10 protein-coding genes and 1 pseudogene are annotated in these 12342 nt (G+C 61.4%); 4 read left to right on the top strand and 7 right to left on the bottom strand.

Annotation, left to right across the window (positions count from 1 at the left end):
* Nucleotide 1: 1 nt before the first annotated feature.
* Nucleotides 2-625, top strand: a complete 624-nt coding sequence (locus tag MKK04_RS01525) for a glutathione S-transferase (RefSeq protein WP_233688030.1) — start codon at nucleotides 2-4, stop codon at nucleotides 623-625.
* 114 nt (nucleotides 626-739) lie between these two features.
* On the opposite strand, the gene rloA2 is transcribed toward MKK04_RS01525, so the two are convergent.
* Nucleotides 740-1240: a retropepsin-like aspartic peptidase RloA2 gene (gene rloA2, locus MKK04_RS01520; RefSeq protein ID WP_241106170.1), complete on the bottom strand. Its 501-nt coding sequence runs from the start codon at nucleotides 1238-1240 to the stop codon at nucleotides 740-742.
* A gap of 182 nt (nucleotides 1241-1422) precedes the next feature.
* On the opposite strand from rloA2, the gene MKK04_RS01515 reads away from it, so the two are divergent.
* Together MKK04_RS01515 and MKK04_RS01510 are read left to right on the top strand one after the other, a co-directional pair.
* Nucleotides 1423-2310 carry an acyltransferase gene (locus MKK04_RS01515; protein WP_207833907.1) on the top strand — a complete coding sequence of 296 codons (888 nt, stop codon included), beginning with the start codon at nucleotides 1423-1425 and terminating at the stop codon, nucleotides 2308-2310.
* Nucleotides 2311-2554: 244 nt separating this feature from the next.
* Nucleotides 2555-3904 carry an APC family permease gene (locus MKK04_RS01510; RefSeq protein WP_233688031.1) on the top strand — a complete coding sequence of 450 codons (1350 nt, stop codon included), beginning with the start codon at nucleotides 2555-2557 and terminating at the stop codon, nucleotides 3902-3904.
* Between the two features lie 77 nt (nucleotides 3905-3981).
* On the opposite strand, the gene MKK04_RS01505 is transcribed toward MKK04_RS01510, so the two are convergent.
* Nucleotides 3982-4557: a DUF2780 domain-containing protein gene (locus MKK04_RS01505; protein WP_207837976.1), complete on the bottom strand. Its 576-nt coding sequence runs from the start codon at nucleotides 4555-4557 to the stop codon at nucleotides 3982-3984.
* Nucleotides 4558-4785: 228 nt separating this feature from the next.
* On the opposite strand from MKK04_RS01505, the gene MKK04_RS01500 reads away from it, so the two are divergent.
* Complete coding sequence (locus tag MKK04_RS01500) at nucleotides 4786-5778, top strand: RHS repeat-associated core domain-containing protein (protein ID WP_241106169.1); 993 nt, start codon at nucleotides 4786-4788, stop codon at nucleotides 5776-5778.
* Between the two features lie 57 nt (nucleotides 5779-5835).
* Here MKK04_RS01500 and fdhA read toward each other — a convergent pair whose 3' ends face one another.
* From fdhA to MKK04_RS01475, 5 genes and pseudogenes are all read right to left on the bottom strand, one after another.
* Nucleotides 5836-7035, bottom strand: coding sequence for a formaldehyde dehydrogenase, glutathione-independent (fdhA, locus tag MKK04_RS01495; protein WP_039613198.1), 1200 nt, complete (start codon nucleotides 7033-7035; stop codon nucleotides 5836-5838).
* A gap of 269 nt (nucleotides 7036-7304) precedes the next feature.
* On the bottom strand, nucleotides 7305-8162 hold the full coding sequence (purU, locus tag MKK04_RS01490; protein WP_207837974.1) for a formyltetrahydrofolate deformylase: 858 nt from the start codon (nucleotides 8160-8162) through the stop codon (nucleotides 7305-7307).
* An 11-nt stretch (nucleotides 8163-8173) separates the two neighbouring features.
* Nucleotides 8174-8805 (bottom strand): annotated as a pseudogene (locus tag MKK04_RS01485) (sarcosine oxidase subunit gamma).
* Between the two features lie 182 nt (nucleotides 8806-8987).
* Nucleotides 8988-12005: a sarcosine oxidase subunit alpha gene (locus MKK04_RS01480; RefSeq protein ID WP_063914519.1), complete on the bottom strand. Its 3018-nt coding sequence runs from the start codon at nucleotides 12003-12005 to the stop codon at nucleotides 8988-8990.
* Complete coding sequence (locus MKK04_RS01475) at nucleotides 12002-12337, bottom strand: sarcosine oxidase subunit delta (RefSeq protein ID WP_039613194.1); 336 nt, start codon at nucleotides 12335-12337, stop codon at nucleotides 12002-12004. The genes MKK04_RS01480 and MKK04_RS01475 overlap by 4 nt, the downstream gene beginning before the upstream one ends.
* Between the last annotated feature and the right edge of the window lie 5 nt (nucleotides 12338-12342).

Here is a 12342-nt window from a genome sequence, read left to right as displayed (position 1 = left end):
CATGAGCACGATGACCCTGTTCCACTCGCCATTTTCACCATTCGTGCGCAAGGTGATGGTGGTGTTGCACGAGACCGGCCAGCTTGAGCGTGTGCAGCTGCAGCCGGTGAACATCAGCCCGATCAGCGGCGACCCGCAACTGAACCTGGACAACCCGATCGGCAAGATCCCGGCCCTGCGCCTGGCAGACGGCACGATACTGCACGACAGCCGGGTGATCTGCGAATACCTCGACCTGCAGCACGTCGGCCTGCCGCTGCTGCCGCGCGAAGGCTCGGCGCGCTGGCGGCGCATGACGCTGGTGTCGCAGGCTGATGCGATCATGGATGCGGCGGTGTTGTCGCGCTATGAAAGCTTCTTGCGGCCCGAGGAGAAACGCTGGGATGGCTGGTTGCAGGCGCAGGGCGACAAGATTCGCCGTAGCCTGGCCAACCTGGAGCAGGAGCATTTGCCCGAGTTGATGTCCGGGTTCGACCTGGCGGCGATTGGCGTGGCCTGTGCACTGGGGTACCTGGATTTGCGTCAGCCGGAGTTCGGCTGGCGTGAGCGCCAGCCTGGGTTGGCGGCGTGGTATGCCGAGGTGGTCAAGCGGCCGTCGATGGTCGCTACCTCTCCAGTAGCCTGAAAGGCCGCCATCGCCGGCAAGCCAGCTCCCACAGATACGGCGCACAGCTTTAGAGTTGCGCGATACCTGTGGGAGCGGGCTTGCCCGCGAAAGGGCCAGTAAAGCCAGCCGAAATCAGCAGTCAGGCTTGCCAGCGGTAAACTTCTTGGCCGGGTTGACCGCCGCCTTGAACTCGCGCAGCGCTTTGGAGCCCACCAGCAGCGGGTAGTTGAAGCTGCTGCGGTCCACCAGGTTGACCTCCACGGTGCGCTTCAAGTCCCCCAGACACAGCTCCAGGTCGACCACCGGGCGTTTGGAGATTTCCGGTGCATCGCCTTCCTCCTCTTCATCGGCACGGCCCTTGATCTTGCTGATGCGCGAGACCTTGTGCTCGTAAACCTTGCCGTCCGAGTCCTTGGTCGCCAGGCGGAAGCGTACCCACTCGTCGCCATCGCGGGTGAACAGCTCGATATCCTTGGCCGACAGCGACGCGGTGAAGGCACCGGTGTCCATCTTGGCTTTCAGGGTTTCGCCCAGTTCGGGCAGGGCTATGTTCTCGTAACGGCCGTAGATAGTGGGTTCGGCGGCCATGACCGGCAGCGCCAGCAACGACAACAGGGCAAGCAGAGGTTTCACAGGCAGGCTTCCTTGAGAAAGGTCAGTGCTTAGACTGCACTGGCAGGATAGGTTCGCTGTCACAAGCCTAACCAACATAATGTGAAACATTTGTCCCTGCCGAAGGGCATTGGAAATTTGGCGTAGGCCACGGCCCTGCTTATCATTGCCAACCGTTTATCTCCCACAACAAGAGTCTCTTTATGCGTCGCCTGCTGACCGGCATCCTCACAACTACCCTGCTGCTGCTCAACACCTTGGTGTTGATCTGCCCGCTGCTGGTCTTCGCCCTGCTCAAACTGGTGCTGCCGGGGCGTGGGCGTGACTATGCCTCGTGGGCGGTGATGTGGGTGGCCGAGACCTGGTCGGAGATCGACAAAGCCATCTTTGCCTTGTGCATCCCTACCCAGTGGGATATCCGCGGCGTCGAGAACCTGCGCAAGGACACTTCGTACCTGGCCGTCAGCAACCACCAGACCTGGGTCGATATTCCGGCACTCATCGAGAGCCTCAACCGCCGTACACCGTTCTTCAAGTTCTTCCTGAAGAAGGAGCTGATCTGGGTGCCGCTGCTGGGCCTGGCCTGGTGGGGGCTGGATTACCCGTTCATGAAGCGCTACAGCAAGGCCTTCCTGGAGAAGCACCCGGAGCTGAAGGGCAAGGACCTGGAAATCACCAAGGCGGCTTGTGAACTGTTCAAGCGTCAGCCGGTGACTGTGGTGAACTACCTGGAAGGCACGCGGTTTACCGAAGCCAAGCGTCAGCAGCAGCAGTCGCCGTATCGCTACCTGCTCAAGCCCAAGGCTGGTGGCGTGGCGTTCGTGCTGGCGGCTTTGGGGGAGCAGCTGGATGCCTTGCTGGACGTCACCATCGTGTACCCCGGCAACAAGGCACCGGGGTTCTGGGACTTGCTCAATGGCACCATCAACCGGGTGATTATCGACATTCGCGTACGGGAGCTTGACCCGGTGCTGTGGTCGGGGGATTACGAGAATGATCCCGAGTTCCGCCAGACCGTGCAGGCCTGGGTGAACCAGTTGTGGGTGGAGAAGGACCAGCGGATCGAGCAGCTGCGGGTGGAGATGGGCTGAGATCTTTACTGCCTGTACTGGCCTCTTCGCGGGTAAACCCGCTCCCACAGGTACTGCGCAGCACTCAAAACCTGTGGGTCCCTGTGGGAGCGGGTTTACCCGCGAAGAGGCCGGAACAGGCACTGCAAGAATCCGATTAGAACCCAGGCTAATAATCAGCATAAGGATTACTTTTTTGTCATCCCCCACCTAAGTGGATAAAAATCGACCAAAGCACAACTACAAAAATGCTCTGGATCGAACGATGGCCAACCCACCCAGCTCCACCCCCGCCCAGCTCCGCCGTGTCCTCGGGCTGCCTGCCCTGGTGTTCTTCGGCCTGGTGTACATGGTCCCGCTGACCATCTTCACCACTTACGGCATCGTCACCGAACTCACCGGTGGCCGCACTGCCGGCGCCTATATCGTGACGCTGGTGGCCATGCTGTTCACCGCCACCTCCTACAGCTTCATGGTCAAGCGCTTCCCGGTCGCGGGCTCCGCGTACTCCTACACCAACATGGCCTTCGGCCCGAACATCGGCTTCCTGGCCGGTTGGTCGCTGCTGCTGGATTACCTGTTCCTGCCGATGATCAACTACCTGCTGATCGGCCTGTTCCTCAACATTGCCTTTCCGGCCATCCCCGCGTGGTCGATCGCGCTGGCCTCGATTGCCCTGGTCACGGTGCTCAACGTGGTCGGCATTCACTCGGTGGCCAAGACCAGCAACCTGATCGTTGGCGCGCAGATCATCTTCATCGTGGTGTTCGTCGCCCTGTCCTGCCAGTCTCTGGCTGGCCAGCCGCTCGACCTGCTGTCGCCGCTGCTGGGCGACGGTTCGCAGCCGGGCTTTGGCGCCCTGATGGCAGGGGCTGCAGTGCTGTGCCTGTCGTTCCTCGGCTTCGATGCTGTCTCGACCTTGGCTGAAGAATGCCGTGATGCCCGCCGCGATGTGCCACGCGCCATCATCCTCACCACCCTGTTCGCCGGCTTGCTGTTCACCGTGCTGGCCTACGTCAGCCAGCTGGTGCTGCCGGGCACCACCTTTGCCAATGCCGACGCGGCGGCCAACGAAGTGATGTTCAAGGCGGGCGGGCAGTTCCTGGCCAACTTCTTCACAGCTGCGTATGTCGCTGGCAGCCTGGGCTCGGCGCTGGCCTCGCAGGCGGCGGTGTCGCGTATTCTGTTTACCATGGGGCGCGACAAGGTGCTGCCGCAGCGCACTTTCGGCTACCTGTCACCGCGTTTTGGCACGCCGGTGTTCGCCATTTTGCTGGTTTCGGCGTTCTCGTTACTGGCACTGGTAATCGACCTGGCGACCCTTGCCTCGCTGATCAGCTTTGGTGCGCTGGTCGCGTTTTCGACGGTGAACCTGGCGGTGGTGAAGACCCATCTGGTGGACGATGCCTCGCAGCGCAGCCTCAAAGGGCTGGTGAGCTATGGCCTGGTGCCGCTGGTGGGGTTGGTGCTGACACTGTGGCTGTGGACCAGCCTGTCGGCGCTGACCTTGGTCATTGGCCTGTGCTGGTTTGCGCTGGGCCTGGCGTACCTGGCTGTGCTGACCGCCGGCTTCCGTCGCCCAGTGCGGTTGGTGGACTTCACCGAAGCTACATGACCTGAAAATTGCGCTGGCTGTGCTGGCCCCATCGCCGGCTTGCCGGCGATGAGGCCGGTACTGGTGTTAGAAAATGATCAGACCGAAGGTTGGGTCAATGGCGCCGGGGTAGTCCACAAGCTGCCCAGGTTCTGCAACAACGCCCCGGCAATCCCCTGCTGCCCCAGGTACTGCAGCAGCAACGGCGCAAACTGCCCGATCATCCCGGTATCCATCCCAAGCGCCTTGAACGCATTGTCCAGGTCGCTGCGGTTTTCCACATTGCTGCCCAGCGCATTGTTCAAGGCCGACTGGCTCCCGCTGTTCTTGCCCAGCAACTCACCCAGGCCACTCAAGCCACCCAGTGCATTGGCCCCCGCAAGCAGGTCCAGCCCCGGCACCGCCTTGGTCAATTGCCCATAGTCATCGCTGCTCAGGTTATTGCGCGCCAGCCCCAACATCGCCCCTGCCCCGCCAATGGCCTGTTCGGGGGTGATATTCAATTGGCTGCCCAAGGTGTTGAGCAAATTGGCCTGCGCCTCGGGCGCCTGCACCTGGCCTTGCTGTTGCTGGTTCTGCATGGCAGACACGGCGTTGGCGGCGTCGCTGAGGTTGAAGGCGAACACCGGGCTTGCGGCCAGGGTCATCAGGGTTGCCAGGGTGAATGCTTTCATCGGGAGGGACCTCGTCGGCCGGGATGGCCTTTGGGAAACGAGGGTTTTGACACTTGTTTTCAGCGGTTGTTCCGGGCCGGATATCAGGTGTTCAGCCAAAGCTCAGGAAGCCTGCCTTGACGCAATGACCTAGCATTTTTGTCAGTAGCGGCGCGGATCAAGCCAACAGATACTCGGTAATGTCAGCGTGTCCAGCACACAATTTTCTCGAGAATCGGAAAATGCGCCATGAGTAGCGAAAAGCATTTCTATCAGAATCAAAAAATTACCACTGTAAAAACTGGCAAACGGAACTGCTCGATTTTCCGAGGTATTCAGATTGCACTTGCTGAGAGACAATCGGACTCCGCAGAATATTGCAATTTGCTGACTGTGGACATTAAAGGGTCCGTGACCGCCGTAAAGGGCATCTCGCCCCCAGAGTTACATAGCTACTCCCCTTATGGGAATGCAGCCACTATACCTTCGTCCAGATCGCTATTGGGCTTCAATGGCGAGCGCGCAGAACGAACGGGATTATATCTTCTTGGCAGCTACAGGGCCTACTCGGCAATACTTATGCGCTTTCTTTCCCCCGATACACTTTCTCCTTTCGACAAGGGCTGGATCAACCCATATGCCTACTGTGCAGGGGACCCAATTAACTATACTGACCCTACCGGTCACATGATGCGAAAGAACCGCACACCGGCCCAAAATGTTTCTCACTACGAAAGAAAGCTTGGAAAGCTAAACGATAGAGCACAGGGAAAAACCAACTACATACAGAATCTTGAAGCACTCCAACACAAGGCTCCAGAACACATAAAAAATAGACACACAGTATATAGAGCGACTGGGCACAAGGCGTTCCGCACTTACTTAGATGATATGGCAGATGACATTCATAAAGCAAATTCCGAACTTTCACTAATCGTCGAAAAGGCGGAGAGAACAACAGAAAAGCTTAAATCTGCGCTAGAATTATTGGCTGCCGAAAAGGCATCACTAGCCCCCACAGCACCCCGAGGCAGCATTATTTCCAACTATGATCCGAGCGCACCTCGGGCTAGCATCATTTCCAACTATGATCCAAGTGCACCACGAGCCAGTATCATTTCCAACTATGATCCAAGTGCACCACGAGCCAGCATCATTTCCAACCATGCCCCAAGTGCATCTAGCCTTTCATCATTAATGGAAGGTGTGCGCAGGCACCAGAGTGCCAACCCAAACAACTGACACGGACTACCATGAAAAAGCCCCTCGATACGAGGGGCTCTTGTCTAACGACGGTTGTTACGCCGCCCCCCACATCTTGTGCGGGTCGATCACAAACTTCTTCGGCACACCCGCATCAAACTCGCCATACCCTTCCGGCGCCTGATCCAGGTTGATCACCTGCACTCCCACCACTTCGGCAATGTTGATCCGATCCCACATGATCGCCTGCATCAGTTGGCGGTTGTACTTCATGGTCGGGGTCTGGCCGGTGTGGAAGCTGTGCGACTTGGCCCAGCCCAGGCCGAAGCGGATGCTCAGCGCGCCGATCTTGGCGGCAGCATCCACCGCGCCCGGGTCTTCGGTCACGTACAGGCCCGGAATACCGATGTTGCCGGCAACGCGGGTAACCTGCATCAGAGAGTTCAGCACGGTGGCCGGCGCTTCATGCTTGGCCCCTTCGTGGCCATGGCCGCGGGCCTCGAAGCCTACGGCGTCGATGGCGCAATCCACTTCCGGCTCGCCGAGGATGTCGACGATCTGCTCATGCAGCGGGGTGTCCTTGGACAGGTCGACCACTTCGAAGCCCTGGGACTTGGCGTGGGCCAGGCGGGCCTGGTTGAGGTCGCCAACGATCACGCAGGCAGCGCCCAGCAGGCGCGCCGAAGCAGCGGCGGCCAGGCCAACCGGGCCGGCACCGGCGACGTAGACGGTGCTGCCCGGGCCGACACCGGCAGTCACGGCACCGTGGTAGCCGGTCGGCAGGATGTCGGACAGGCAGGTCAGGTCACGGATCTTCTCCATGGCCTTGTCGCGCTCGGGCAGTTTCAGCAGGTTGAAGTCGGCGTACGGCACCAGCACGTATTCGGCCTGGCCACCGGTCCAGTCGCCCATGTCGACGTAGCCGTAGGCACCGCCGGCGCGGGCCGGGTTGACGGTGAGGCAGACACCGGTGTGCATCTCTTTGCAGGAGCGGCAACGGCCACAAGCGACGTTGAAGGGTACCGAGACCAGGTCGCCGATCTGCATGCGCTCGACATCGCGGCCTTTTTCGACGATTTCACCGGTGATTTCGTGGCCCAGGACCAGGCCGACCTGGGCAGTGGTGCGGCCGCGGACCATGTGTTGGTCGGAGCCGCAGATGTTGGTGGAGACCACCTTCAGGATCACGCCGTGCTCGATCTTCTTGCCGCGTGGGTCCTGCATTTTCGGGTAGTCGATCTTCTGCACCTCGACCTTGCCGGCGCCGAGATATACCACTCCACGATTGCCAGACATGCTCTTACCTCGCTTGATTTATATTTATGCAGCGGTGGTTGAACGCGCCGCCATCCGTGGGCGGCATGTGTTTCTGGAATGAGGGGAATTGTGGGCCTGATGGGGCGGGATGCACTGACTGGGAGCGACAGGGAGATGCCTTTTAGCGGCAAGGGAAAAATGGTGGGGCCATTCGCGGGCACGCCCGCTCCCACAGGTATTGCGTAACCTTCAGGACGGTCACTTTACCTGTGGGAGCGGGCGCGCCCGCGAAGAGGCCGGAACAGGCGCTAGAGAACGACCGTCCGGTTGGCGTTGAGGAACACCCGCCGCTCGATGTGATACCCCACCGCTCGCGCCAAGGTCAGGCATTCGATGTCCCTCCCTTTGGCAATCAGATCTTCGGGGTAATGGCTGTGGTCCACCACCTCGACACCCTGGGCAATGATCGGCCCTTCGTCGAGGTCGTTGTTGATGTAGTGCGCCGTGGCACCGACCATCTTCACGCCCTTGTTGTACGCCTGGTGGTACGGCTTGGCGCCCTTGAACCCTGGTAGCAACGAGTGGTGAATGTTGATCGCCCAGCCATCCAGGCGCCGGCACAACTCGGGCGACAGCACCTGCATATAACGCGCAAGAATCACCAGCTCGGCGCCGGTTTCCTCGATCACCTGCAGTACCTTGCGCTCTTGCCCAGCCTTGTCCTTGGGGTCGAGGGCGAAGTGGTAGTAAGGGATCTTGTGCCAGTGCGCCAGGGGCTCCAGATCAGGGTGGTTGGACACCACCGCGACCACGTCCATGGCCAACTGACCGATGCGCTGGCGATACAGCAGGTCGTTCAGGCAGTGGTCGGCCTTGGACACCATGATCACCACCTTGGGCCGGTGATTCGGTGCAGTCAGCTCGAACGCCATGCCGAACGCATCGCTGCGCTCGGCGAGGCCGGCACGGAAGCCTGCCTCGTCGAAATCGTCCGGCTGGCGGAACTCCACGCGAATGAAGAAACGCCCCGACAGCCGGTCATCGAAGGAGTGGTGCTCCGTCACGTAGCAGCGCTGCTCGAAGAGGTAACGCGTCACCACGTCGACGGTGCCGAGCATGCTCGGGCAGTCGGCGGTGAGAATCCAGGTATCCGGTGCCCGACTCATGTTCGCTCTCCTTAAGCCTCGATGCTCAGGCCGTACTCGGCCGAAGCGTCCTGCAGCCACAGCCACCAGTAGTCGGCGAAGCTGCGGCGAATCACCAGCTCCCAGGTGTCTTCGGCGGTACGGCGGATCACCAGTTGCGACTTGGCGAACACGGTGCCGACAGCCTTGCCCACCGGGAAGTTGTTCGGGTGAACATCATAGCTGGTGGACTTCATCAGCACTTCGCGCACGTTCGGGCCGCGCAGCTCCAGCAGGCTCTGCCCGCCGCTGACATTGACCACCTGGATGTGCTGGCCTTCGAGGGCCGCGCGCAGCTTCTGCTCGACGGCAAACTCCTGGCCCCCGGGACGATCAGCAGCCACTCGTCCGGCCCCATCCATTGCAGCGACATTTCGTTGTTGGCGACCACGGTCAGGGCCACTGGCAGCTCCAGGCCCAGGGCCTTGTGCACGCCGGCGGCAAATTCCGGGTCGTGGCCGTCGCCACGGAGGGTCAGGTGGCCGAGGAACTTGCGTTCACGCAGGGTCACGCCTGCGTTCTTGCGGCCTTTGCCAACCAGGCTGGCCAGGTCGGCGTGGTGCAGTGGCGACTGGGCCTTGGCCTCGGCGCCGGGGTTTTGCTGGAAGACGTTGATAGCGCTCATTTCTTACCTGCCTTGAATTCTGTTGATCGCGAAGACCTGAGGTAGAACCTGTAGTCACAGACTGAGGAGACCCCGTGTGGGAGCGGGTTTACCCGCGAAGAGGGTGGTGAATTCACCATCGCATTCGCGGGTGAACCCGCTCCCACAGAGGTCGCATTCCAATCAGAGCTACCGGTGAAGCCTCAAACGTTCTGCCGCTCACCCTTCGGATCGAAGAACACCGAAGACACGATCTCCGCCTCGATCACGCTGCCATCCGCCTGTGGCGAGTACACGCGCTCGCCCATGCGCTTGAGGCCGCCCTTGACCACACCCATGGCGAACGAGTAGCCCAGGGAGTTGGACGCGTAGCTGGAGGTGACGTGGCCAACCATGTCCATCGGGATTGGCTGTTTCGGGTCGAACACCAGCTGGGCGCCTTCCGGCAGCCACTTGGTCGGGTCGACCGGCTTCAGGCCCACCAGCTGCTTGCGGTTTTCGCGCACGCAGTCTTCGCGGTTCATGCCACGCAGACCGATCCACGAATACGGCTTGTTGCGGCCCACGCACCAGCTCATGTTCAGGTCATCCGGGGTCATCGAGCCGTCAGTGTCCTGGCCAACGATGATGAAGCCCTTCTCGGCACGCAGTACGTGCATGGTCTCGGTGCCGTACGGGGTCAGGTTGTACTTCTTGCCTGCCTCGATGATCTGTTCCAGCACGCCCATGGCGTAGTTGGCCTGTACGTTGACTTCGTACGACAGCTCGCCGGTGAACGAGATTCGGAACACCCGGGCCGGTACGCCGCCGACGTTGCCTTCTTTCCAGGTCATGAACGGGAAGGCTTCCTTGTCCATGTCGATGTCGGTCAGCTCGCTGAGCAGCTTGCGGCTGTTAGGGCCGGACAGGGTCATGGTGGCCCAGTGGTCGGTGACCGAGGTGAAGTACACCTTCAGTTCCGGCCATTCGGTCTGGTGGTACAGCTCCATCCACTGCAGCACGCGGGCGGCGCCACCAGTGGTGGTGGTCATGATGAAGTGGTTGTCGCCGACGCAGGCGGTTACGCCGTCGTCGAAGACCATGCCGTCTTCCTTGCACATCAGGCCATAGCGGGCCTTGCCCACGTCGAGCTTGGTCCAGGCGTTGGTGTAGATGCGGTTGAGGAACTCACGCGCATCCGGGCCCTGGATGTCGATCTTGCCCAGGGTCGAGGCGTCCAGCAGGCCCACGCTGTCGCGCACGGCCTTGCATTCACGGGCCACGGCGGCGTGGATGTCTTCACCGGCTTTCGGGAAGTACCATGGGCGCTTCCACTGGCCGACATCTTCGAACTCGGCGCCGTTCTTCACGTGCCAGGCATGCAGGGCGGTGAAGCGTACGGGCTCGAACAGGTGACCACAGTGACGGCCCGCTACCGCGCCGAAGGTAACCGGCGTGTAGTTGGGACGGAACATGGTGGTGCCCATTTCCGGGATGGTGATGCCGATCGAACGGGCGGCAATGGCCAGGCCGTTGATGTTGCCCAATTTGCCCTGGTCGGTACCGAAGCCCAGCGCGGTGTAGCGTTTCACGTGCTCGACCGACTCGAAGCCTTCGCGGGTGGCCAGTTCGATGGCGGCTGCGGTGACGTCGTTCTGCTGGTCAACGAACTGCTTGGGTGCACGGGCAGTGCCTTTGTCGTGCGGCACCTGGAACAGCGCCACAGTGGCCTCTTCCTTGCGTGCAACGGTTTTCGGCAGGCTGCCAACGGTGGCCTTGAAGCCTGCTTCGGTGGCTGCGCGAACGCCGCCTTCGAAGCCATCGGCGATCACGTCGCCCAGGGCGTAGACGCCGTTGATGCCACCCACGCATTCGCGTTTCTGCGGAGCATCGCCCGGCACGAAGCCGAGGATGTCTTCACGCCATACCGGGCGACCGCCCAGGTGCGAAGCCAGGTGCACGATCGGGCTGTAACCGCCGGAGGTGGCGATCAGGTCGCACTCGAGGGTTTCGCCAGGGCTGGTGACCTTGTGTGCCTGCACGTCGATGGCGGCCACACGGGCGCCGGTAACATGCTTGCTGCCCTTGGCCTCGATCACGGCGCTGGAGGTGAGGATGCGGATGCCTTTGGCACGCGCTTCTTCGACCAGCGAGCCACGCGGGTTGTGACGGGCGTCGGCGATGGCGACCACTTGCAGGCCGGCGTCGTGCCAGTCCAGCGCGGCGCGGTAGGCGTGGTCGTTGTTGGTCGACAGCACCAGCTTGCGGCCCGGGGCCACGCCGTAACGGCGTACGTAGGTGGACACGGCGCCAGCCAGCATGTTGCCCGGCACGTCGTTGTTGCCGTACACCAGCGGGCGCTCGTGAGCGCCGGCAGCCAGCACTACGCGCTTGGCACGCACGCGGTGCACGCGGTGGCGAACCTGGCCGATCGGGGCGCGGTCGCCGAGGTGGTCGGTGAGGCGCTCGTGGATGGTCAGGAAGTTATGGTCGTGGTAGCCGTTGACCGTGGCACGTGGCAGCAGGGTCACTTCCGGCAGGCTTTCCAGCTCCTTGACCACGGCGTTGACCCAATCGGTAGCAGGCTTGCCGTCGAGGGTTTCGCGGGTGTCGAGCAGGCTGCCGCCGAACTCTTCCTGCTCGTCAGCCAGGATCACGCGGGCACCGCTGCGGGCAGCGGCCAGTGCGGCGGCCAGGCCAGCAGGGCCGGCGCCGACGATCAGCACGTCGCAGTGCTGGTTCATGTAGTCGTAGCTGTCCGGGTCGTTCTGCAGCGGCGCGCGGCCAAGGCCGGCGGCTTTGCGGATGTACTTCTCGTAAGTCATCCAGAACGATTTCGGGTACATGAAGGTTTTGTAGTAGAAGCCCGGCGGCATCATGCTGCCGCCCACCTTGCCAAGGATGCCCATGACGTCGTTGTTGACGTTCGGCCAGCCGTTGGTGCTGGTGGCTACCAGACCTGCGTACAGCGCCTGCTGGGTGGCACGCACGTTGGGGATCTGGGTGGCTTCGCTGGAGCCGATCTGCAGGATGGCGTTCGGCTCTTCGGTACCGGCGGCGATGATGCCGCGTGGACGCGAATACTTGAAGCTGCGGCCGACGATGTCGACGCCGTTGGCCAGCAACGCGGCGGCCAGGCTGTCACCGGCATAACCCTGGTAGGTCTTGCCGTTGAAGCTGAAGTTCAGGACCTTGCTGCGGTCGATACGGCCGCCGCTGGCGAGGCGATAGGTCTGGCTCATACTTTTTCCCCTTGGCCTTTGACGGTCGACGCAGCGCTGCTTTGCTTGCCGCTGGCGGTCACTTGCGGCTTCTCGCCAATCTTGTAGGTTTCCAGAATTTCGTAGGTCACGGTGTCACGGGTGACGTTGAAGTACTGGCGGCAGCCGGCAACGTGGTCCCACAGTTCGTGGTGAATACCGCGTGGGTTGTCACGGTAGAACATGTAGGTACCCCACTCCTCGTCGGAGCAGGCGTTAGGGTCCAGCGGGCGGGCGATGTGCGCCTGGCCAGAGGCGTGGAACTCTTCTTCGGAGCGCAGCTCGCCGCAGTGGGGACAGAAAATATGCAACATGACGG

The sequence above is a fragment of the Pseudomonas sp. LS.1a genome (genome assembly GCF_022533585.1).
GTDB lineage: Bacteria > Pseudomonadota > Gammaproteobacteria > Pseudomonadales > Pseudomonadaceae > Aquipseudomonas.
Note: the sequence above shows the minus strand (reverse complement) of the source record. Positions and strands in the feature narration are given on the sequence as shown.

Excerpts from the sequence above, each read along its gene's own strand:
- MKK04_RS01525 (WP_233688030.1), top strand. The coding sequence starts at position 2 with ATGAGCACGATGACCCTGTTCCACTCGCCATTTTCACCATTCGTGCGC.
- MKK04_RS01510 (WP_233688031.1), top strand. The coding sequence starts at position 2,555 with ATGGCCAACCCACCCAGCTCCACCCCCGCCCAGCTCCGCCGTGTCCTC.
- fdhA (WP_039613198.1), bottom strand. The coding sequence starts at position 7,035 with ATGTCTGGCAATCGTGGAGTGGTATATCTCGGCGCCGGCAAGGTCGAG.
- MKK04_RS01515 (WP_207833907.1), top strand. The coding sequence starts at position 1,423 with ATGCGTCGCCTGCTGACCGGCATCCTCACAACTACCCTGCTGCTGCTC.
- purU (WP_207837974.1), bottom strand. The coding sequence starts at position 8,162 with ATGAGTCGGGCACCGGATACCTGGATTCTCACCGCCGACTGCCCGAGC.
- MKK04_RS01475 (WP_039613194.1), bottom strand. The coding sequence starts at position 12,337 with ATGTTGCATATTTTCTGTCCCCACTGCGGCGAGCTGCGCTCCGAAGAA.
- MKK04_RS01480 (WP_063914519.1), bottom strand. The coding sequence starts at position 12,005 with ATGAGCCAGACCTATCGCCTCGCCAGCGGCGGCCGTATCGACCGCAGC.
- MKK04_RS01500 (WP_241106169.1), top strand. The coding sequence starts at position 4,786 with ATGAGTAGCGAAAAGCATTTCTATCAGAATCAAAAAATTACCACTGTA.
- MKK04_RS01505 (WP_207837976.1), bottom strand. The coding sequence starts at position 4,557 with ATGAAAGCATTCACCCTGGCAACCCTGATGACCCTGGCCGCAAGCCCG.